The organism is Sphingobium sp. GW821-FHT02B05 (assembly GCF_059421905.1).
The window spans coordinates 25633-46258 of sequence record NZ_JBWKVW010000005.1 but is presented as its reverse complement, the minus strand read 5'-3'; the positions used below and the strand labels follow the sequence as shown (position 1 = coordinate 46258).

19 protein-coding genes are annotated in these 20626 nt (G+C 62.9%); 14 read left to right on the top strand and 5 right to left on the bottom strand.

Annotated features, from left to right (window positions below; translation table 11 throughout):
* Positions 1–161 precede the first annotated feature (161 nt).
* The 5 genes from AC07UX_RS15585 (at position 162) to AC07UX_RS15565 (ending at position 5015) form a co-directional block, all read left to right on the top strand.
* A complete protein-coding gene (locus AC07UX_RS15585) occupies positions 162–1937 on the top strand; it encodes a strawberry notch C-terminal domain-containing protein (RefSeq protein ID WP_495193015.1) in 1776 nt (591 codons plus the stop codon).
* Positions 1938–2038: 101 nt separating this feature from the next.
* Positions 2039–2743 carry a hypothetical protein gene (locus tag AC07UX_RS15580; protein ID WP_495192907.1) on the top strand — a complete coding sequence of 235 codons (705 nt, stop codon included), beginning with the start codon at positions 2039–2041 and terminating at the stop codon, positions 2741–2743.
* Positions 2744–2908: 165 nt separating this feature from the next.
* Positions 2909–4099 carry a DUF932 domain-containing protein gene (locus AC07UX_RS15575; RefSeq protein ID WP_495192906.1) on the top strand — a complete coding sequence of 397 codons (1191 nt, stop codon included), beginning with the start codon at positions 2909–2911 and terminating at the stop codon, positions 4097–4099.
* 67 nt (positions 4100–4166) lie between these two features.
* Positions 4167–4361: a hypothetical protein gene (locus AC07UX_RS15570; protein ID WP_495192905.1), complete on the top strand. Its 195-nt coding sequence runs from the start codon at positions 4167–4169 to the stop codon at positions 4359–4361.
* 75 nt (positions 4362–4436) lie between these two features.
* On the top strand, positions 4437–5015 hold the full coding sequence (locus AC07UX_RS15565) for a hypothetical protein (RefSeq protein ID WP_495192904.1): 579 nt from the start codon (positions 4437–4439) through the stop codon (positions 5013–5015).
* A gap of 173 nt (positions 5016–5188) precedes the next feature.
* Here AC07UX_RS15565 and AC07UX_RS15560 read toward each other — a convergent pair whose 3' ends face one another.
* Complete coding sequence (locus tag AC07UX_RS15560) at positions 5189–5320, bottom strand: hypothetical protein (RefSeq protein ID WP_495192903.1); 132 nt, start codon at positions 5318–5320, stop codon at positions 5189–5191.
* Positions 5321–5792: 472 nt separating this feature from the next.
* Here AC07UX_RS15560 and AC07UX_RS15555 point away from each other — a divergent pair, with 472 nt between their 5' ends.
* Both AC07UX_RS15555 and AC07UX_RS15550 read left to right on the top strand, forming a co-directional pair.
* On the top strand, positions 5793–6218 hold the full coding sequence (locus AC07UX_RS15555; protein WP_495192902.1) for a hypothetical protein: 426 nt from the start codon (positions 5793–5795) through the stop codon (positions 6216–6218).
* A 2-nt stretch (positions 6219–6220) separates the two neighbouring features.
* The gene (locus tag AC07UX_RS15550; RefSeq protein ID WP_495192901.1) at positions 6221–6526 is read left to right on the top strand and encodes a DUF5983 family protein; all 306 of its coding nucleotides are present in this window, start codon (positions 6221–6223) and stop codon (positions 6524–6526) included.
* Positions 6527–7256: 730 nt separating this feature from the next.
* Here the strand turns inward: AC07UX_RS15550 and AC07UX_RS15545 are convergent.
* On the bottom strand, positions 7257–8066 hold the full coding sequence (locus AC07UX_RS15545; RefSeq protein WP_495192900.1) for a TetR/AcrR family transcriptional regulator: 810 nt from the start codon (positions 8064–8066) through the stop codon (positions 7257–7259).
* A 73-nt stretch (positions 8067–8139) separates the two neighbouring features.
* Here AC07UX_RS15545 and AC07UX_RS15540 point away from each other — a divergent pair, with 73 nt between their 5' ends.
* From AC07UX_RS15540 to AC07UX_RS15530, 3 genes are all read left to right on the top strand, one after another.
* Positions 8140–10299: a TonB-dependent receptor gene (locus AC07UX_RS15540; RefSeq protein ID WP_495192899.1), complete on the top strand. Its 2160-nt coding sequence runs from the start codon at positions 8140–8142 to the stop codon at positions 10297–10299.
* A 93-nt stretch (positions 10300–10392) separates the two neighbouring features.
* A complete protein-coding gene (locus tag AC07UX_RS15535; protein WP_495192898.1) occupies positions 10393–13794 on the top strand; it encodes a glycosyl hydrolase in 3402 nt (1133 codons plus the stop codon).
* A gap of 73 nt (positions 13795–13867) precedes the next feature.
* Positions 13868–15487 carry a tannase/feruloyl esterase family alpha/beta hydrolase gene (locus tag AC07UX_RS15530; RefSeq protein WP_495192897.1) on the top strand — a complete coding sequence of 540 codons (1620 nt, stop codon included), beginning with the start codon at positions 13868–13870 and terminating at the stop codon, positions 15485–15487.
* A 407-nt stretch (positions 15488–15894) separates the two neighbouring features.
* On the opposite strand, the gene AC07UX_RS15525 is transcribed toward AC07UX_RS15530, so the two are convergent.
* Positions 15895–16098 carry a hypothetical protein gene (locus AC07UX_RS15525; RefSeq protein ID WP_495192896.1) on the bottom strand — a complete coding sequence of 68 codons (204 nt, stop codon included), beginning with the start codon at positions 16096–16098 and terminating at the stop codon, positions 15895–15897.
* A gap of 162 nt (positions 16099–16260) precedes the next feature.
* On the opposite strand from AC07UX_RS15525, the gene AC07UX_RS15520 reads away from it, so the two are divergent.
* The 3 genes from AC07UX_RS15520 to AC07UX_RS15510 all read left to right on the top strand — a co-directional run bounded on the left by AC07UX_RS15520 (position 16261) and on the right by AC07UX_RS15510 (position 18015).
* Positions 16261–16725 (top strand): DUF736 domain-containing protein, encoded by a 465-nt coding sequence (locus AC07UX_RS15520; RefSeq protein WP_495192895.1) that lies wholly within the window; start codon positions 16261–16263, stop codon positions 16723–16725.
* 74 nt (positions 16726–16799) lie between these two features.
* The gene (locus AC07UX_RS15515) at positions 16800–17822 is read left to right on the top strand and encodes an SLOG family protein (protein WP_495192894.1); all 1023 of its coding nucleotides are present in this window, start codon (positions 16800–16802) and stop codon (positions 17820–17822) included.
* A complete protein-coding gene (locus AC07UX_RS15510) occupies positions 17737–18015 on the top strand; it encodes a DUF6117 family protein (protein WP_495192893.1) in 279 nt (92 codons plus the stop codon). The genes AC07UX_RS15515 and AC07UX_RS15510 overlap by 86 nt, the downstream gene beginning before the upstream one ends.
* 112 nt (positions 18016–18127) lie before the next feature.
* On the opposite strand, the gene AC07UX_RS15505 is transcribed toward AC07UX_RS15510, so the two are convergent.
* Complete coding sequence (locus tag AC07UX_RS15505; protein ID WP_495192892.1) at positions 18128–18574, bottom strand: SRPBCC domain-containing protein; 447 nt, start codon at positions 18572–18574, stop codon at positions 18128–18130.
* Between the two features lie 415 nt (positions 18575–18989).
* On the opposite strand from AC07UX_RS15505, the gene AC07UX_RS15500 reads away from it, so the two are divergent.
* Positions 18990–19964: a DUF2493 domain-containing protein gene (locus AC07UX_RS15500; protein WP_495192891.1), complete on the top strand. Its 975-nt coding sequence runs from the start codon at positions 18990–18992 to the stop codon at positions 19962–19964.
* 174 nt (positions 19965–20138) lie between these two features.
* Here AC07UX_RS15500 and AC07UX_RS15495 read toward each other — a convergent pair whose 3' ends face one another.
* Positions 20139–20399 (bottom strand): hypothetical protein, encoded by a 261-nt coding sequence (locus tag AC07UX_RS15495; RefSeq protein ID WP_495192890.1) that lies wholly within the window; start codon positions 20397–20399, stop codon positions 20139–20141.
* Positions 20400–20626: the final 227 nt, after the last annotated feature.

Here is a 20626-nt window from a genome sequence, read left to right as displayed (position 1 = left end):
ATACGGGACATCATGCCATCGTCCAACTGGTCACCACGGCCGAGGCGATGCTGGAACGCAGGCTCGCCGGGCTGAGCGCCGAGGAGCGCGCGCACCTCGATATCGAACTCTCGCCCCGCGAGGCGATGATCGATTATCTAAATTCGGCATTCCCGGTGCGCATGATGAAGATCATCAAAGGTGCCGATGAAGCAGAACGGTCTGAGCTCATGGTGGACGAGGACGGTAATCCCGTTTTCTGTCAGCAAGCGCTGGCCTTGCGCGATGAGATGATCGAGCAGCTGTGCGCGCTCCCGCCGATCGGCTCTGCGCTGGATGAACTGATCCGTCATTTCGGAACGGATAGGGTTGCTGAGGTTACCGGGAGAAGCCGCAGGCTGATTGTTGATGCAGCCCGGCGGCAGCGCGTCGAGAGCAGGGGCACCCGAAGCAACATTGCCGAGGCCCAGGCCTTCATGTCCGGCAAAAAGCAGATCCTCGTCTTCTCCGACGCCGGGGGCACCGGCCGAAGCTACCATGCCGACCGCAACTGCCGATCCGCAGACCGGCGCCGCGTTCACTTTCTGCTCGAACCGGGCTGGCGGGCGTCCAATGCCATCCAGGGGCTTGGGCGCTCCAATCGTACCAATCAGGCCAGTGCGCCCATCTTTCGTCCCGTCACGACCGACTGCCGGGGCGAACGCCGGTTCATCAGCACCATCGCCCGAAGGCTCGATAGTCTGGGGGCGCTCACGCGCGGGCAGCGGCAGACCGGCGGGCAAAATCTGTTCGACCCTTCCGATAATCTAGAGAGCGACTATGCCCGCGACGCCCTCAATCAATGGTATCACCTCCTCTATCGGGGCAAGCTAACCAGCACCTCGCTAGCCGCGTTCATCGCGATGACGGGGCTCAAGCTTCTCGACAAGGAAAGCGGCGGGCTGCTTGATGACCTTCCTCCAATCCAACGCTGGCTCAATCGCCTGCTGGCGCTGCGCATCGAAACGCAGAATGCGATATTCGAGGAATATATGGGGCTGATCCAGGCCAGGATCGATGCTGCGCGCGAAGCCGGTACACTCGATGTCGGCGTGGAGACGATCCAGGCCGAGCGGGCCATCCTTCTCGACGAGCAGATCCTGCGCCGGGATCCGGTGACTGGCGCTGAAACCTGCCTCAGCCGCTATGAACTCCATCATCGGAGACGCGCAACGACGCGGGCACGCCTGATGCGCGAGTGGGGCGAGATGGGCATCGTTATGCTCCGCAATGGCAGATCAGGAAGGGTCGCACTCCAGGTGCCGAGCTGGAGCATCATGGACGGCGAGGGCAAGACCATCACCATGTGGCAACTCGTGAGGCCCACCGGGCGGGAACGTATCCGTGATCACGCCTTGCGCGAAAGTCACTGGGCGCCGGTCGAAGGCGCGGCGTTCGAGGCCGCATGGGACGCCGAGGTCGAAGAGGCACGAGAGCATATCGACATTGAGACCATCAATATCGCAAATGGCCTGCTCCTGCCGGTCTGGAACCAGCTGCCCGATGATGACATGCGTGTCTGGCGGGTAAGCGACAAGGAGGGCCATTCCGTCCTCGGACGCATCATCTCACCAATCGGCATCGAAAAGCTTTTCCGCAGCTTCGGCGTGGAAATGGCGATAAGGCTCTCGCCAGCCGAGATGATAGCAGGCGCCCGCGGCACCGAGGGCGTGGTGGTCCCAGGCCTTGGCGGCGCGAAACTGATCTCAGTGCACGTCAACGATACCCGCAGGCTGGAAATCAGGGATTTCCCTTCCGCCCGGCGCGACTGGCTCAAATCCATAGGCTGCTTCACCGAGATCATTGCCTATAAGACAAGGCTTTTCATTCCCGCGGACCGGGCACCCGGCATCCTCGAGCAGATCATCCGCAGCGGGGCGCAGTGGGACAAACTCGTCGACCTAACCGCTGACGCCTGATTGTCGCTCGCTCCGGCAAATTGGCGACCACCGGCAAGGAGAGGAGGGAGGGGGTGGGTGTGATCCTTTCAGGGGATCGAACGCTATACAAGAGGTTCGACATGACCGACACGCCCGCCCTGACTTCCACAGCTTTGCTTTACAGCCAAGTCAGCCATGATGAGCGCGGAAATTTCTGCTACAAGGGTGACCTCTGTCGCCACGCTGAACCGTTCCCGGATCTGGCTGACAGGATCCGCGCCCATCTGGCCACCCATTTTCCCGACACCGCATTTTCGGTAATCACCGAGAAGTTCGCGGGCGGGCGCAAGATCATCGGCGAGATACTCGATGCGTCACAGGATCTCTCGATGGGAGAGGCCCAGGACGCGATGATCACTGCCGTTCGCGACCAGATGGAGCGCTTCGGTTTTACGAACTCGAACATCTATCAGGACTTTCACAGCTGTTCTTACTTCACGGAAGTCAGGGTTGGCCGGGCCTATTGGTCGGCGCTCGCCCGTAGGCGCGGCGCAGAAAACCATGTGGAGCCGCTGGTAAGCCTCGGCCATTTTCGAAGATCGTTGAAAGTCGGACGGCAATTGAAGCTCGTCGCCGCGCCCAAGGGGCACCGGGCGCTTGGGACTACGCGGACCATCACGGCGGTTCGTTCGAAGGACATCATCCTCGACGGTGTCTCCTATCTGACCCTCCCGCGCGCCGCCGATTTTGCCTGCGACGGCGTCTGCGTCCGGATCACCATGGGGTCGGAGCATGAGCCCGATGCGCACCTGCTCTACGAATGGCTGCTATGCCAGGCGGCGTAGACCCTGTTTGCAGATGCTGCTCCGCCTCCCGCACATCCCGCCTGCGCTGTTCGCCGGTTCCATCCATGGGGCTTCGAAGCATGGAGCCGGTCAGGAGGAGAGGGGGATGGGGGGAGGCGGAGCAGCGAAGTGTTGCTCTTTGATCCTCCCAAGGAGATCTACCCCATGAACATGATGGCTCCCGCCGCGCGCCCTGCGCAGGCTCCCTACAAGGTCGATATCAGCCGCGGCCAGAATATCGGCCGGGTCTCGTCTGAATGGTTTTCAAGACCTGACGACGAGCGCTTTCTCTCACTTGCCGATCTCTATGATAGCGTTCGCGCACGCGCCGACGCCGCGACAACCCATATCGTCGAAAGCCGGTCTGTCCGCGTCATTGCACTTAGTGATGAACCAGAACGCCTTTCCCTGGTCGTTCCCGGGCGGGATGAGCCGGTGGCACCGACGAACTGGTCCTTCGGACAGCTTTGCAGCCTCGTCGGTGCGCCCGCCTCCTATCTTCGAGCGCTTCCCGCGGCCCTTGCCGGCATCAACATGCAGCACGGACTGATCCAGCATCGCGGAGAACAGGTGAAGATGCTCGAAACGCGCGATGGGCGCACCGAACTGCGGGCGGTCACCGGCCCCGACTATGGCCGCATCTGGGATCATGAACTGGTCGGCGCGGTGATGCGGATCGCCGGCAACGGGACGGGGGACACGCGCTGGAAGGTTCCTGGCGTCCTCGACTGGGGCACGATGCACTATAATCCCCATGTCGACGTCAGCCAGGAGACGACGACGCTCTATGCTTCGGATCGCGATGTTTTCCTGTTCCTTGTCGATGACACCCATCCGATCGAGGTGGGAAAGCTGCCTAATGGCGAACCCGATCTCTTCTTCCGCGGCTTCTACTGCTGGAACTCGGAAGTCGGCTCCAAAACCCTTGGAATTGCGACATTCTACCTTCGCGCCGTGTGCATGAATCGCAACCTGTGGGGTGTGGAAAATTTCCAGGAGATCAACATCCGCCACTCCAAGTTCGCAGCCAACCGGTTCGCGCATGAGGCGGCGCCGGCACTGGCGCATTTCGCGGAATCCTCGCCGGCCCGCTTCATCGAGGGGGTCAAGAACGCGCGCGCGCGCATCGTTGCCCGGACCGATGATGATCGATCCAGCTTCCTGCGCACGCGCGGCTTTTCGAAATTCGATACCCAGCAGATCATCAGTGCCGTTCTCGAAGAGGAAGGCCATCCGCCCGCCTCGCTCTATGATTTCGTGAACGGCATCACTGCGGTTGCCCGGTCGCGATCGCACCAGGACAGCCGGCTTGAACTCGAGGGCAAGGCGAAGGGCTTGCTCCAGCGCGCCAACTGACTGGCGGGACGGCGTCGTTCGACGCGAGACGCTTATTCGCCGCCCATTTTCGAGAAAGGACATGATCATGAATATCTATGAAATTGGCACTACGGATCCCGACGCGCTGGCACCAGTCGCGCTCCCGGCTCTTCAGCGCCTTAGCCAGCTGGGCCGCGCCGGGGCATTTGCCTTGGCGAAACTCGTTACAGACGATGATGCGGACTTCCACGAGGCCGCCCCTTGGATCGCTGAGATCGCAGCTGGCCCCTTAAGCGACTGACCCTCGCATTCAAATCCAACAGCTTCAACGAGCCCGGCCCCGCGCCGGGCTTTTGCATTTTTGAGGAGCTCTATCATGGCTACCAATCCTTCCCCACGTGCTTTCAAGGTCCGGATCGAGTATTTCAGCGGCGCCGAGCCTTTTGCTATGCAGACCGTACGGCTCGATGTTCATGACAGCAGTGAGGTGCAAGCCGGTGCCTCCAGGGCGGCCGAGGCGAGCACCTATCATAATGAGCGCGTGCCCGATCTTTCCTACACGTTGGCCATCGTCCCGCTCGATCCCGATGATCCAGAGCCGTCCCCAGCGGGCGCTCGCGTCAAACCCGTATGCGCAGACTGCGGATCGGATCAGCTTGTGCGGGACGCGGCCGCCCGATGGGACATGGATGCCCAAGACTGGACGATCTCGGGCATATTCGAATGCACGACCTGCGACCTGTGCGGTGCTGAAAGCGACAATCTTGCGACATGGGTGGATGAGAGCCATGTCACGCCGCTTGCGCAATATATCCGCGATCTTGCGCAAGCCCTCGGCAAGGTGGACGCGGAGCAGGATTATCGCTTCCCCATCTTCTGCCTTGATCATTATCAGCAGACCCCGCTTGTCGAGGCGGTCGTGGCCTGGAGGGCGATCGAGCGCCCCGCGCCATGATGGCGCTGCCCTTTGATCCGCGGGACCCCGCGTGCTGGCTCGCGCGCAGACGGTCGGCGGAGCATGCTGCCGCGATTGCCAAGGCCTGGCGAACCTATTCTGATCTTGATCCCACCGCGCCGCTTGATCTTCGGATCGAACGGTCCCGAGCCCGCGTCGCCGCCATGCGGCCCTTACATAAGGCGATGCAGCTTCAAACCGAGCGGAACCGCGTCGTCGCCAATTTCGCCTTCGTCGAACGGCAGGTAGCGGCTGGCCGTGCCGATCCACGCTTTCTTCTTATCCTGCGGGCGCGCGATGTGCATGCCATCGGATGGGACGAGGCTATCGCCTTTGCCGATGGACACTATGCGGCAACGGCCGGCTGGGAGCACAGGCCGCGCTCATTTGAGGGAGCAGCAGCCGCGGCGGCCTATGATCTTGGACTCCGGGCCGGGGGCGGGTGCCCCGATGATTTGTTCGATACGGCGCGGCTTTCTCCGCCGCCGCGAGCGGGCCCGCATCGGAGGCGGCAGGATCGTCAACTCCGCAACGGCCGTTGCCAAGTTGCTGGTCCGCTCCGACGGATGCGCCGCGACCCGTTCGCTGGACGCGGCGGCTGTTGATCTTCGATTTGGTGCATGCAGACATGTTCGCCACTGATCTGGATCGACAGGGGCGATCGGATCGGCCGTCATCCTGCTGATGGATAGCGATCGCGGCTTCTGTTCGCTGGACGCGACGGACGAACGGTGCCCAAATCCTTCTCGGTGGACGCAGAGCCGCGATCTTGAGGACATGCTGATCGCGGTCGAGGACAAATGCCTCGCTTCTCTCGATGCCCTTGCATCGTCCATTCCCCTGTGTCGCACCATGGAGCGGGTCCGCAATTCGGCGATCCAGAGACGATCCCAGTTCCGGCTGTGGCTTGGCCGCGGGCTTGCGGAGGGCAAGGTACGCGCGTCAGGCCATATTCGCTGGGGAAAGGTCACCCAGGGACTCCACGGTCGTCTGGGCGCGTTCACGGCCCGTTATACCGGGCCGCACAGCCCTCGCGGCCATCGGATCGTCGTCGAGGTTGGTCCTGACCTCGCGGCTACCGGCTACAGGTCGCCTGCCGGTGAGGCGCTCGAACCGGAGCTGATCATTTCCAACCGTGCCCGGCTAAGGGCGGAAATGACGTCGTTGCTGCGCCAGTTCGCGGCGGCGCTTCGTTATCGCTGAACATGGAAGGACCACTCATGGAGAAGGGCCAGTATCTGGTGCTCGGCACCGTCCATATCCGCTGCGCGACGGGCAAGCTGTTGAACGACTGGGCCGACCTCCCGCCAGCGCGCCAGCCGCTTTCCGTGGCGCCAACCCAATATGGCTGGTTTCTCCCGACGCGTGTCGAGACGAGCGGAGCGGCGCCACGTCACCTTCCCAAGGAAATTCCAGCGATCCTGGAGCTGGGGCGCGCGCAGGGCTGTGAGTATGTCTTGCTCGATTGCGACGGACCCACCGAGGACGCCTTGCCGACCTTCCCTTGGTAGGACGGGCATTCGTTCCGGCATTTTCATGCCGTTAATTGCGCGCAGTTTCTCACGGCCACTGACAAACCCATCAAGTTGGAACTCCGATGCACACCTTGTCACCTTTGCGGGCGCGTCTTGCGTCCTTCGAACATGCCTATCGGCTTGCGACTCGCCTGCGTTGTGCCACGGGCGCGAGGCAATATGTCGTCGCTACAGGCGATATGTTACAGCCTGTCCGCGTGACCGACAGGCCGCCCGGCACGCCGCTTTGCGTGCTGGCGTGGATCCTGGGATGAGCCGTCGATCACCTGTCCTCGCTGCGTGGGGCGCCGGCGTCGATTCGACGGCGATGATGATCGAGCTTACCGATCGAGGCTAGTCGCCCAGTGCTGTGCTCTAAATCCTCTTTGCCCGACATATTTGCTCTTCAGGTCCGACCCGAGCGGGTGTGTTGCCATTTCGATCTAGAATGGGCAAGCCGATCGACCTGCTAACTCAGAAAGCTTGCATTGTGGGGCCTGACCCATTGTGGTTACGAGACTGCCGAATCCCAAAAGATGGTACTTCGCTGCCTGTCCCAAGTTAGCCGCTGAAGGGTAGGTTCTGACAGAACCTGCCGCCTCGGCGAAGCGATGCTCAAGACGTGCCACCGCCAGCCGATTGAGCGTTGGAGTGCGCAATACGGTTCTTCATGAAGTGCGAGGGCCGTTTCTAGGTCGGCGCCTCGAAATGGTGCTGTTCGCCGCCATCAGCCGGTCTCCTGGTCGCACGCCGGGCTGCAGATGCCGATGATGCCCATGGCAACGAAGCGGGCGGCGTGATGTACACTGCCCTCGAAATCGCTCCGGAAAATATGTTCGGCCTGGGTCGGGCGAGCATGATCGATGAACAGCGCCTGCGCCGCGGATGCGAGCAGCCGATAGCTGACGCTGATCTCCAACTGTCCCGCCTGCGGGAAAAGCTGCTGGAAGCCGCGCATGAATATAGCCTCGGTCGGCCCCAGAAATTCCGCCAGGACGTCGCGCTCGGCCGCCTTGGGATCGGACAGTTCGCGCCCGAGAATGGACAGGAACTGGCGGCCTTCCTCCGTTTCCCGCAACATCATCGGCCCGCGAAAGAATTTCAGCACCACTTCCTCGGTGCGCCGAGCGATCGGCGCGCCTGCGGCAATGCCCTCCAGCGCGTCGGCCTGTCCCAGTTCGGGGATCACATACCAGCGCGCCCAGATCTCACGATAGAGCTCGAGTTTGGTGTTGAAATGATAATGGACGAGCGACTGCCTTGTGCCGGCCGTGGTTGCTATCGCCCGAATCGATACCCCATCGAAGCCGTGTTCCGAAAATTGCTGGCCGGCGACTTCCAATATCCTCGCCCTGCTCGGTCCCACATTTCTGCCCATAAATCCCTGTCCACTCATCCGGAATGCCGTTGAATCCCATCTTATGGGATGAAATCTCGTTAAATGACACCCTCTTTTCTCTTTCTTGTTCACGTGATAAAGAATGGCAACGGCCAGCGTAAGCCTGGACGTAAAACAAAGTTTTTGGGGAGGCTCCATGACATATCCGCGCAAGTTTGTTTCACACCAGCGCCTTACCGGTGGCACAGGGCTTTTGGTCATTTCCCTTTGCTTGGCCGCGCCTGCAATGGCGCAGGATCCTGCGGCTGCTTCTGACGCGAGCGACAATGGCTCGCAGGAAATCGTCGTCACCGCGCAGAAGCGTGCGGAGCGGCTGGCGGATGTTCCGCTTTCGATCACGGTCGCCAGCCAAGCCCAACTCGAACGCCAGCAGATCAACACCATCGCCGATGTGGCGCGGCTTGCTCCGGCGCTGGAAATCCAGAGCGCTCCCGGCCAGGATGTCGGCGGCGGCGGCATCATCCGCGGCATCGGCACCCAGTCCTTCGCGGCGGGCGCGACCTCGGCCGTGGGCATCGTGGTCGACCAAGTGTCGCAGGGTAACGCCAATATCGGTGCGCTGTTCGACGTCAATCGCATAGAAGTGCTCAAGGGGCCGCAGGGGACGCTGTTCGGCCTGACGACCTCGGCCGGCGTCATCAACGTCGTCACCAACGCGCCCGATCCCTCCCGCTTCAGCGCGCGCGTGCGCAGCGAATTGTCGGACGCGGGGACGCTGGGTTCGGGTTATGGCCGCCAGATCGTCCAAGGCGTCGTCAATATTCCGCTGGCCGGCAATGCCGCCGTCCGCGTTTCGGGCAATTTCGACCGTAGCCAGGGTCCGGGCCGCAACGCGCTTCAGGATGACAAGCGCGACACGCACCAGTCCTACAATCTGCGCGGCCGCCTGCTGTGGGAGCCGACCGACGCGATCACCGTCAATCTGATCGGCGACTACAGCCACAGCAAGGACAGCAACATCAATTTCTTCACCTTCACCAAGGCGAGCGAAGCGGATGTCCAGGCGGCCCTTGCCGCATGCGGCATCACCGCAGGTGACGGCAACAACCGCTATTGCACGAACACGATCGCGCGGCAGACGTCCAAAAACTATGGCGGTTCGGCCCAGATAGACTATGACGCTGGTCCATTCACGCTGACCTCGATCACCTCCTATCGCGAACAGAGCAGCAACCCGTCAGACCAGAGCATCTTCCGGCTCGACGATCTGCCGACCCAGATCATCAACGGCGCGTCGCCCAGCTTCGTCAAGCTGTTCACGCAGGAAGTCCGCGTCGCTTCGCCCAGCGGCAGCCGGCTGGAATATACGGTTGGTGGTTTCTATTCCCGCCAGCATAGCCAGCAGGCGCCGTTCACCCAGACGATTGCTCTCAATCTGGGCTTTGCGGTCATTCCGCTCGTTAACAACTATAATCCGGAAAATGATGCGGTCGACACGCAGGCCGCCTTGTTCGGGCAGACGACCTACCATGTCACCGACAAGCTGAGCCTGATCGGCGGCGCCCGCTTCACCGACGAAAAGCTGGTGTTCACCCAGTCGTTCGGCAATGTCAGCCCGGCCATCACGCGCCGGTCGTCCACTCTGCCCACCAACGTCTCGTGGAAGTTGGGCGCGCGTTATGAATTCAACCGCAACCTCAATATCTATTCCTTTGTCGCCAAGGGCTACAAGGGCCCGCAGATCAGCATCCCGAGCGATCCGGCGGTGGTTGCTGCCGTGGTTCGCCCGGAACGACCGACCTCCTACGAAATTGGTGCCAAGGGGCTGTTGTTCGGCAAGATGAACTTCGACCTCAACGCCTTCTATCTGAAGCTCAAGGACTTCCAGGGCCAATATTGCGAACCGACGGCGGGCAGCACCCTGTCCTGCTATCTCACCAACATCTCGCATATCACCTCCAAGGGGGTCGAGGCGTCGGTGTTCGGCCAGTTGCTGCCCGGTTTCAACGTTAATGCGGGCGTCATCTATAATGAGGTCACCTATCCGGGCCATTTCCTCGATCCGGAGGGTCTGGATCTCGGCCACAAGCAGCTCACCTATGCACCCAAGTGGAAGGCGACGATTTCCGGCCAGTATGACCAGAGACTGACCGACAGCCTGACCGCCTTTCTGGCGGCGGACATGGTGTACAAGTCGAAGGTCCGTTACAACAGCTATGTGCGCAGCGACGCATCCTATCAGGGACATGTGCTGCTCGGCGGACGCGTGGGTCTCCATGGGCCGGACGACGCATGGACGGCATCGATCTTCGCCCGCAACCTGCTCAACAAGCATGAGCCGGTGATCATCTACCCGGGCGACAACAACATGGTCATCTACACGCCCCAATCCTTCCGTCAGGTCGGGCTCAGCTTTGACGCGAAGTTCTAAACCTCTCCTCCCTTGCCCGGTGGTGTCGTGCAAGACACCACCGGGTCTTTTATCTTCGTCCGCCTTTCCCATCTTCATGAAAGCGAAGCCCTGATGCGCTCCTCGCACCATCGCCCGATCAAAGCCCTCCTGAACGCCGGCGCCAGCGTCGCCCTGCTGGCTGTCGCGGCGCATGGTGCGCCGGTCAGCGCGCAGCAGATGGCAGGTACAGGCGATGCACTGCGCGATGGTTTTCGCGATCCGCCCAACAGTGCCCGTCCCCGCGTCTGGTGGCACTGGATGAACGGGAATGTGACCAAGGACGGGATCGACAAGGATCTCGACTGGCTCGCGCGGGTCGGCATTGGCGGGGTGCAGAATTTCGATGCCAACCTGGCGACGCCCCAAATCGTGGAGCAGCGCCTGACTTACATGACGCCGGGATGGAAGGATGCCTTCCGCCACGCCGTCACCACTGCCCGTGCCAAGGGGATGGACTTTGCCATTGCCGCTTCGCCCGGCTGGTCGGAAACCGGTGGCCCATGGGTCCAGCCCGGCGACGGCATGAAGAAGCTGGTCTGGAGCGAAATCGATCTGGCCGGCGGCAAGCGGTTTCGCGGCAGCCTGCCGGTTCCGCCCAGCGTGACCGGTCCGTTCCAGAATGCGCCGATCGAAGATGAAATGGCGGCCTTCAGCGGCAACAAGGCACCGCCGCCGCCGACCTATCATGCCGACATTGCGGTTCTGGCCTATCGCATCGCGAAGGGCGCGCTCGACACGCCCGCCCAGGTGATGGTGAACGGCGAGGCCGTGGACGGCGCGGTGCTGATCGACCGCAGCTATGCCGAGCGTCTTTCAGTTCTCCCGGGGACGGCGACCGATCCGTCCATCATCCAATTACGCTATGCCAGGTCGCAGACTGTGCGATCCGCGACCTTGTTCATTCCCGACGCGGCCCAGATGTTCTTCGGCGCCAAGTTCAAGGCCGGGCTGGAGGTCAGCGACGATGGCGGAGACTGGCGCAAGGTCGCTGACATTCCGCTGGCGGCGACGCCGACCACGGTCAGCTTCGCGGCCACGACGGGTCGTTTTTTCCGGCTGCTCATCACGCCCAACAGCGGCGGCGGCTTTGGAGTCGAACCGGCGTCGGGCGTGGACCTTGCGGCGGCATTGGGAGACCTGATGAAGGGCCCGTCCGCGATCGATGTCGCGGAATTGCGGCTTTCGAGCGAAGCCCGGGTCGACCAGTTCGAGACCAAGGCCGGCTTCAGCCTCGCCATGGATTATTACAAGCTCGGCACCCCCGGAGAGGCTGACGGGGCCATCCCCCGGCCGGGCGACGTGATCGACCTGACCGCCAGGATGACGCCGCAGGGGACGCTGGACTGGACCCCGCCTGCGGGCCAGTGGCGCATTGTCCGGCTCGGCTATTCGCTAACCGGCAAGATGAACCATCCGGCCACGGCCGAGGCCACCGGGCTGGAGGTCGACAAATATGACGGCCGCGCCGTGCGCGCCTATCTCGATCATTATCTGGGCCTGTATCGCGACGCAGTGGGACCGGAGCTAATCGGTTCGAGGGGCATCGACGCGATCGTCACCGACAGTATCGAGGTCGGTGCATCCAACTGGACGCCCGGACTGATCGACCGGTTCCGCCAGCTGCGCGGCTACGATCCGACCCCCTTCCTGCCGACGATGACCGGCGCCATTATCGGATCGCGCACGCAGAGCGACGCCTTCCTCTATGACTTCCGCCGCACGCTGGCCGACATGATCGCGACCGATCATTATGGCACTGTCGCGAAGGTCGCGCATGAAAATGGGCTGAAAGTCTATGGCGAGGCGCTGGAAAGCGGCCGGCCGTCGTTGGGCGACGATATAGACATGCGTCGGTTCGCGGACATCCCGATGGGCGCTTTCTGGACATTCGGTCGCGACAAGGGGCCGTCGAGCGGCTATCGCGGCGACACCAGGGGCGCATCCTCCACCGCCCATTTCTACGGTCAGTCGCTGGTGGCGGCGGAATCCATGACCTCCGCCATGCAGCCCTGGGCCCATGCCCCGGCCGACCTGCGTCGCGTCATCGACATGGAGTTTCTGGAGGGAATCAACCGGCCGGTCATCCACAGCAGCGTGCACCAGCCGCTGGATGACAAGCTGCCTGGCCTTTCGCTCCAGATTTTCGGCCAATATCTCAATCGTCACGAAAGCTGGGCGGGCATGGCGCGGCCGTGGATCGATTATATCGCCCGGTCGAGCTATCTGTTGCAGCAGGGCCATAATGTCGCTGACGTCGCCTTCTTCACGGGCGAGGAAGCTCCGATCTCGGCGCAATCGGTCGACCATCCGATGCCGGGGCTGCCGACCGGCCATGCCTATGATTTCGTGAGCGCCAGTGGAGTCCTTGACGGGTTGAAGGTCGATCAGGGCGATCTGGTGTCGCCCGGCGGAGCGCGCTATCGGGTGCTTTATCTGGGCGGCACCAGCAGCCGGATGACCCTGCCTCTGCTGCGCAAGCTGGAGGCGCTGGCCTCGGCGGGCGCGACGATCATCGGCATGAAGCCTGCCGGATCGCCCAGCTTGCCCGACGACAGACAGGCCTTCGCCGCGCTCGCCGATCGGCTCTGGTCCGGCCAGCCCCTGACGTTGATCGGCAACGGCCGGATCATCGCCAGCGACGATCTGGACGCGGCGCTGGCTGGGCAGGGGATCAGACCCGACTTCGACTATGACAAGCCCGATGCCGACAGCCAGATTCTGTTCGTCCACCGGCAGAGCGATGACGCCGACATCTATTTCGTCAGCAACCGGAAAGATGCCAGCCAGCGGATCAATGCCCGCTTCCGCGTGGCCGGGGCGCAGCCGGAGATCTGGCGCGCGGATACGGGCGCGGCAACCCGGCCGCAGTCTCACGTCCAGAACGGCGACACGGTCGTGCCGCTGACGATGGGGCCTGAGGAAAGCTATTTCGTCATCTTCCGCAAGCAGGACAGCAAGGCAGCGGCGGAACCGGACGGCACGGATGCGACCCGGACGATGACGATCGATGGGCCCTGGTCGGTCAGTTTCCAGTCACCGGTCGGCGCTCCGCCCGCGCGGGAGATGAAGGCCTTGGCATCGCTCAGCGAGCAGGCGGACCCAGCGCTGCGCTATTTTTCCGGCACAACCACCTATCGCAAGACCGTCACGCTAACGAAGGTCGCGCCCGGTGCCACGCTGCTCGACCTTGGTCGGATCGGCGATATTGCGGAAGTACGGGTGAACGGCGTGCTGGCCGGGACGGCATGGCATGACCCCTATCGGCTGGATATCAGCCGGCTGCTGCGCAAGGGCCGCAACGATCTGGACATTCGGGTCGCCAACCTCTGGGTCAATCGCCTGATCGGCGATGCGCAGCCCGGCGCGAAGAAAGTCACCTTCACCGCGATGCCAACCTATACCAAGGATGCGCCGCTGCGGCCCGCCGGCCTGATCGGACCGGTGACGATCACCATGACTGACGGTGGACGATGACGGACGCCACCGCCACTCGATCGTTCCAGATTCTTTTTACCTGCCCATTGTCTGAATGCCCGGGAGTCATTTTATGTTGATCGCATCCCTTCTTGCCGGGGCATCCCTGCCCGCCATCGACCCGCAGGTTCGTGCCGGTTGCCCCGCCCTCAAGGGGCAGGCGGTCGGTGCGCTAAGCATCACCGGCGCGGAACTGGTCCCGGTCGGCCCCGCGCCCCGGGATCCGCTTTCGCCCAATGGCGCGTCCAGCGCACCGCCGCCTACGCTGCCGGAACATTGCCGGATTTCGGCCGAGACGGAGCGGCGGACCGGTGCCGATGGCAAATCCTATGCGATCCGCATCGAACTGCGCGTGCCGGTGCAGTGGAACGGTCGGCTGATCTATCAGGGTGGCGGCGGCCTCAATGGCTTTGTCGGCAATGCGATCGGCAGTCCCGTCGTTACCGGCGGCACCCAATTGCCCGCGCTGGCCCAGGGCTATGCTGTGGTCAGCAGCGATGGCGGCCATTCCGGCGTGACGCCCGCTGACACCAGCTTCGCCGCCGACCAGCAGGCCAAGCTCGACTATGGCTATGCCGCGATCGGCAAGGTAGCAACCGGCGCGAAGCAGACGCTGTCGGCGCTGACCGGCAAGCGACCGGAGAAAAGCTATTTCATGGGCTGTTCCAACGGCGGGCGCGAGGCGTTGATCGCCGCGCAGCGCTACCCCATGGAATTTGACGGCATCTTGGCGGCCAATCCGGCCTTTGACCTGACCCATGCCGCGATGCTGTCGCTCTTTTCCGGTAATGTCTACACAAAGGCGGCCCGTCAGTTGGGCACTGATTCCTCTCGGCTGTTCACGGCGGCCGATGAAAAGCTGGTGCAGGGAGAGATCCTTAACCAGTGCGACGGTCTGGATGGGCTGAAGGATGGCATGATCTTCAACCATGCCCAATGCCATTTCGAGGTGCGCAAGCTGGTATGCAAGCCGGGCGAGACGAGTGGCTGCGTTGCGCCGACCAAGGTGGAGGCGATCGAGCGCGCCTTTGCCGGTCCGCGGGACAGCAAGGGTAAGCCTGTCGTCGGTTCCTGGCCCTTTGATGCCGGCGTGCTCAATGACGGCTGGCGCCTCTGGCAGGTCGGCGTGCCGACCCCGGATGGGAAGAGCCTCGACTTATTCCGTCAGTTGGTGACCGCATCGCTAACCGACTATATGGCCTATCCGGCGATCAAGACGCCGACCAAGGACATGATGGACGTGACGCCCTTGCTCAGCGCCACGGCCGACACGGCTGCCTATACCAACGCCACCTCCACCGATTTCCGCAGCTTCGTCGCGCGTGGCGGCAAGCTCATCCTGCTGACTGGCGGGTCCGATCCGATCTTCTCCCCTTCCGAATTGGCGAAATGGTATGAGAAGCTGGGCGCCGACACTAAGCAGAGCACGGGCAAGGATGCAGGTGACTTTTCCCGATTCTTCATTATCCCGGGCATGAACCATTGCGGCGGCGGTCCTGCCCTCGACAATCTCGACCCGCTCGCGGCGCTGGTCAGTTGGACGGAAAATGGCGCGGCGCCCACCCAGATCACGGCTAAGGGCCAGAGCTTTCCGGGTATGTCACGACCAATCTGCGCCTATCCCGCATTCGCGACTTATAATGGTAAGGGCAATCCGGCGCTGGTGACGAGCTTCAGTTGCAAGATACAGTGATCGGTTGTGCGCGGTGGTCGGTCGGACAGGAAGCAGGCGCCGCCAGTCATCCTAAGGGAGAAGCATATGAAGATTACGAGACGGCGCTTTGCGCAGGCGATGGCTCCAGCGCCCTTCCGATAACGCAGGCCCACCGACTGAGCGCGGAAGAGGGCTGGGCGGCCAACGGGCGGGGTGGTGAGGATTTCATCTAGGGAACGGCAGATGAGCGGTTTTGCCAAGAGGTGAGCCGGCGGTCTTCGGCAGGAAGGTTGGCAGGCGGCTGCCCGCTTGCGCGGGCAGCCGCCGCTCTATCTGCGCGGCGCTTGCAGCGCCGCTCCGACCGAGCCCCGGCTGCACCGGATCGCGGCCCTGCGGGTTACGATCGGCTGCCGACGGTGCGGAGTAGGTGAGGGCTCGGATAGGGGTCAGCCACGCGGGCGGAAATTTTGGGGACGGCGGTCGAACTCTTCGGCTGTGGCGTCGAGGTCGGCTGCGAGTTGACGAAGAGCGCGCGCCGCTCCCAGTCGCTCCAGACCGTCGCGATTGGCAGCCGAGCTTCTGCGCTCTGCGCGAGATCGCGCCAACTGCGCGATGGTCCGCGTCGTTTCAGGATCCATAGGCTCCATCATAGCGCCGATCGCAGGTGGAAGCGAACGGGGAGATGGGGGCGGGCTTGCGCTTTGCCGCGTGCGGCAGCGGCCGCTGATGGGTCGGGACAGAGAGGAGAGAGGGATTCTGGCAGGTGTCGCTTGAGATGGTCTCAGAGCGATGCACGTCAAAGGAAATGTCTCATGAATATCGGTGAATTCAATGTCCGCAATGATCGTCTCCAGGGCTGGATTGCGACCAACACCATCGACCTGCCGCGGCTTGGACTGCGTCCGGTCCAGAGCAATCATGAACGCGCGCCCGTCTATGAGATCATCGCGCTCAATGTTGGTAATCGCTGGGTCAAGTTGGGCGCCCTGTGGGAGGCCGTGGCCACGCGCACCACTGGCGAAGCCTTCCTCCAGGGTTCGATCGATGACCCAAGCCTGCCTGAACCGCTCTCGATCGCGCTGTTCGGGACGGAGCAGGACGGGTTCCGTGTCGCATGGCGGCGGCCCCAGCGCCGCGATGATTTTGGGCCGACGACGCGGCCGGCGCAGGGCGGCTATTCTGCCGACGGCGAGGGCGGTGGCTTCGGCGACAGCACGGCGGGCATAAGCGGTGGCCTCGCGACCGACGACAAGGTCGACGAGGAAGTTCCCTTCTGACGGCTTGCCGCTCCTTTGGCCGGGGGCGTTCGCGCTCCCGGCCCCTCCTTTCTTCCATTCCGAAAGGGCAGGATATGACCCGCACGCGACCCGCAAGCGTCGACCGCTTTGCCGACTTGAAGACCCTCTATGCAGAGGCCATCGCCACCCCGGAATTCCAGGCCGTGTTCGGCGATCCCATGCCACTCTCGATCATTGAGCCCGGCGACGAGCCTGGCGAACATGACATGCCAGAGCCAATCGCGGCGCAGGCTGAATGCGGCGGGATCGTCGCTGCCATCTTCGATCTCTTCACCGACACGCGGCTTGAACCCTTCGCGCCGGAGATCGCCTGGGGCATCATCAATTCCTTCCACTTCGTCGCCGGGAGGATCGAGCGGCGGGAAGACGCCATCGCGCAGGAACTGGGCGATCTCGCCCGCAGACCAGATCTTAGCGAAGTCTATTCGAACGAGCTTGAGGAAAAGCAGCTTGCCTGCCGGTCGCTTGCTGAGCAGCGCGATGCAATCGAATGCATGCGTGATTATGCGGCCGAAATGTATCGCGCGCTTTCGGGATGGCCCTGGTCTCCGGCGAGGGGATCACGTGCCTCGACGGTTTCCGTCCCCAGCCAGATCGCCGTCCAGGATTTCCTGCGCGAGCGGCAACTGGTTGCGCGTGAACGACACCTGCCGCAGGGGCCGATAGTCATCTTTTCAGGCCCCGCCCAATGGGAGAACTGGCAGCCCATCTGGGACCGGCTCGATCAGATCAAAGCGCGTTTGCCTCATATGACGCTGGTGACGACCGGGCAGCGCAAGGGTGCCGACGCGATCGCCGCGGCTTGGGCGGCGCGTCCCGGGAACTGCGTGCCGCTCGTTGCTTATGGTCTTTCTGGAGCAGGCAAGAAGGTCGCCTTCAACCGCAACCGCAAGCTCGTAGAGTTAAAGGCAGTGGAGGCGCTGCTCTGCGAGGGATCCGGGCTCCAGGCCAATCTCTACCAGCTGCTGCGCAAGGCAAGCGTACCCATCCATGCCTTTCGCAAGAGCGAGGCGGGGATACCGGCAGGCGCGCTGCGACGGCCCGGCGCGGTGCAATCGCTCGCTAGAGCGGCGTGAGGAGGCCATGGCTTTCCCTGGCATCTGCATCCGGAACTACACCTTGCTCCTCCGTGCCGCGGAGCGGGGCGACCTTGCCCTGATGGAGTGCACCGACCGCGCGACGGGAGCTCCCGTCTATGTCGTCTGCGATATTTGGCGTGAGGGCAGCGTTCAGGGCGTCACGCCGCTGGCGCACCTCCACGCCGGTTAGTCGGCGGATCTCATCTGGCCGCCGGGGCAAGTGCCGACGGTCAACTGAACGGCAAGAAGGCGGCCCTCCAATTTGGAGCGGCCGCCTTTTTCTTTTCATTCCGTAAGCAGCGCTAGGCGCCGCAGCGAAGCCGCGAGCGCGTCTTCATGTTTTCTTGCATCAATGGCGTCAGGCGGAGCGTCGCGCGCAGCGTCACCTGGGTGCCGGTGAGGGCGGGGCTGATCAGGGTTTCGAACATCATGGTGCCCGCGGTCTGGCCGTCCCGACCGATGAAGCGAACCTGCTCGACGACGCGTTCGTCAGGCTGAAACTCTACGAAGCGCCCCTCAATCAGATCAATGCCGGGCGCGGACATGCCATAGCGCTCGTCCCCGTGGAGGAGTTTCAACTGATAGCCTTCACCAGTGCGCGGCTGGAGTGCTGTAAAGCTGCCCGTAACCCCCTCGGGAACCCGCCAGGCCTTGAGCGTCTCGGTGTCACGGAAGGTTCTGAACAGGACGCGGGGACTCGCCAGGATGACCCGCGATGCACCATCCACCCGTTCTGCCAGCTCACTCATCCGCAATATCCTGTCGTCCATCATTCGAGCCGTCTACATAAGCCGCGCCCTAGTCGGCTTATGCCCATCGCGCCAGTAGCGCGTCGATCATCCGCGGGCATGACGGGTGGTTATCGACGGGTCAGCGCGTGAGGCACCCATTTGCGAATCAGGGGCATCGAGCCCCTGATTCGCAAGCCTCCTCTTCTCTCTCAACTCTTTTAATCGTGGCACGGGGACAGCGCCGGCCTCAAGGACGGTGGGGCCCCACCATTTTCCTTGGCGGGGCGAGGATGGCGCTTCGGGTTCGGACCTTGGTGGCCGCCAAAGAAAATCGTGACCCCCACCGCCGCTTCGCGGTCGCTACGCGATCCTTGACCCCGTCGCTCAGAGCCCGTGCCGAAGAAAAGACCTCTTTCAATTCAAGGAGGTTCCCATGACGACGATCACCACTATCCGCAGCACCGAGGAAATCGCCGACCTCATCGCCGCGGAAAGCGCGAGCCCCGCCTTCGAACATGCCTTCGCGGAAACGATTGACGGGTTCCGGATGAGCCATGCCGATGACGAGACCGATGCCGGGCTTCCGCTCGCCCGTGAGGCGGAACTTGCGACCGAACTCGTGGTGCGCACCTTCTTCGATCTGCTGCGTGACACGAGGCTCGAAGCCATAGCGGACCGGCTCGCCTGGGGCATCGTGCACAGCCTCCACAAGGTCACCGACCAACTCGATGGCGAGGCGGACAAGGCGGCGCGCAAGGTCCGCGATCTCATCCGCGATGCGGACGGGAGCGAGGTCCTGACCGCCGAGCTGGAGGATGCGCAAACGATCTGCCAGTCCCTCGATGAAGCGCGCGAGGCGGTAGCCTGCATGCGGGACCATGCAGTCCAGACCTTCGCTGCTGAAACGGGGCGCCCCTGGTCCACGCCGAGGGGGTCGATGGTGTCGAACAAGCGCACCGCAGCGGTGGTCTCGGCGACCGACTTTCTCGCAGCACGCCGCCAGCGCCGGATCGACCAGCATTCGCCCAAGGGGCCGATCGTGATCTTCTCCGGCGGCAAGACATGGGACGACAGCCAGCTCTTGTGGGACAGGCTCGATACCATCCACATGCGGGTGCCGACGATGGTGCTTGCGACCACCGCGCAGGACAAAGGATGCGATGCGATCGCCGCCGCCTGGGCCGCAAGCCGCAAAGTACCGGTGATCGCCTTCACCCTCGCCAAATGGCGCCATCTGGGCGACCGGGCCGGGTTCGCGCGTAACGATGCGATGCTGGCGTTGAACCCCGTCGAAGCGCTGGTCTGCGAAGGCAGCGGGGTCCAGTCACAGCTCGCCCGCGCAATCCGGGGGAAGGGCGTGCCCGCCCACTTCTTCCGACTTGCAGATCAACGCAGGGCAGCCTGCTGAGGAACATTGTTTGGGGCCGGTCCGGAGTTTATCCGGGCCGGCCTTTTTTTGTTGGCGAGGGAAAGGTCGCCCGGGCTCAGGACCCCTGAATGGGGTCCGTCGCCAGGGCGATGCGATGCCTTGTCGGCATCGGCCTCCTGCGCGCGGCTCCGCCGTGCTCGTCGCAGGGACGCCCTACGGGCGCTTTGCTGGTTCGGCCCGTGGGGGAACGGAGAGCGGCTTGAGGGCTGCGATACAGGCTGGTCCACCGACCCGGATCGCTTGGGCCAATATGTCGCGGAAGTCCTTTTCCGACAGTTGTTCGATCTCCAGGTCGGAGATGATGGAGGCATATTTGCCGCGCAAAGCGCGGCGGGCTTCCAGGATATCTTCCGCGATTTTCCTTTGCCGCGCTTCAAGGTCGGCGAGGCGTTCGCGGTCATTCATCTTGGGCATGCGTCATCCTTCAGATCTACGAAGGTCTGTCCGCCGGGCATGATCGTGCCATGTTTCTCATAGGATGCAACCGCTTCGCGGTACGTCTCCACGACTAGGGCGAGTGCAGGGCGTGCTTTAGACGGGCCTGAGCGGACGCCGCGTCCCGACTGGGTGCGGATCGGGGGCATTTGTCCCTTATATTTCGATCGGAAAGGATATCGCTTGGCCAGATGTAATAAGCCCCC

Bases quoted from the DNA above. Each gene is read 5' to 3' on its own strand.
- AC07UX_RS15585 (WP_495193015.1), top strand. From the start codon at position 162: ATGATGAAGATCATCAAAGGTGCCGATGAAGCAGAACGGTCTGAGCTC.
- AC07UX_RS15580 (WP_495192907.1), top strand. From the start codon at position 2,039: ATGACCGACACGCCCGCCCTGACTTCCACAGCTTTGCTTTACAGCCAA.
- AC07UX_RS15575 (WP_495192906.1), top strand. From the start codon at position 2,909: ATGAACATGATGGCTCCCGCCGCGCGCCCTGCGCAGGCTCCCTACAAG.
- AC07UX_RS15570 (WP_495192905.1), top strand. From the start codon at position 4,167: ATGAATATCTATGAAATTGGCACTACGGATCCCGACGCGCTGGCACCA.
- AC07UX_RS15565 (WP_495192904.1), top strand. From the start codon at position 4,437: ATGGCTACCAATCCTTCCCCACGTGCTTTCAAGGTCCGGATCGAGTAT.
- AC07UX_RS15560 (WP_495192903.1), bottom strand. From the start codon at position 5,320: ATGCACATCGCGCGCCCGCAGGATAAGAAGAAAGCGTGGATCGGCACG.
- AC07UX_RS15555 (WP_495192902.1), top strand. From the start codon at position 5,793: ATGCTGATCGCGGTCGAGGACAAATGCCTCGCTTCTCTCGATGCCCTT.
- AC07UX_RS15550 (WP_495192901.1), top strand. From the start codon at position 6,221: ATGGAAGGACCACTCATGGAGAAGGGCCAGTATCTGGTGCTCGGCACC.
- AC07UX_RS15545 (WP_495192900.1), bottom strand. From the start codon at position 8,066: ATGGAGCCTCCCCAAAAACTTTGTTTTACGTCCAGGCTTACGCTGGCC.
- AC07UX_RS15535 (WP_495192898.1), top strand. From the start codon at position 10,393: ATGCGCTCCTCGCACCATCGCCCGATCAAAGCCCTCCTGAACGCCGGC.
- AC07UX_RS15530 (WP_495192897.1), top strand. From the start codon at position 13,868: ATGTTGATCGCATCCCTTCTTGCCGGGGCATCCCTGCCCGCCATCGAC.
- AC07UX_RS15525 (WP_495192896.1), bottom strand. From the start codon at position 16,098: ATGATGGAGCCTATGGATCCTGAAACGACGCGGACCATCGCGCAGTTG.
- AC07UX_RS15520 (WP_495192895.1), top strand. From the start codon at position 16,261: ATGAATATCGGTGAATTCAATGTCCGCAATGATCGTCTCCAGGGCTGG.
- AC07UX_RS15515 (WP_495192894.1), top strand. From the start codon at position 16,800: ATGACCCGCACGCGACCCGCAAGCGTCGACCGCTTTGCCGACTTGAAG.
- AC07UX_RS15510 (WP_495192893.1), top strand. From the start codon at position 17,737: ATGCCTTTCGCAAGAGCGAGGCGGGGATACCGGCAGGCGCGCTGCGAC.
- AC07UX_RS15505 (WP_495192892.1), bottom strand. From the start codon at position 18,574: ATGAGTGAGCTGGCAGAACGGGTGGATGGTGCATCGCGGGTCATCCTG.
- AC07UX_RS15500 (WP_495192891.1), top strand. From the start codon at position 18,990: ATGACGACGATCACCACTATCCGCAGCACCGAGGAAATCGCCGACCTC.
- AC07UX_RS15495 (WP_495192890.1), bottom strand. From the start codon at position 20,399: ATGCCCAAGATGAATGACCGCGAACGCCTCGCCGACCTTGAAGCGCGG.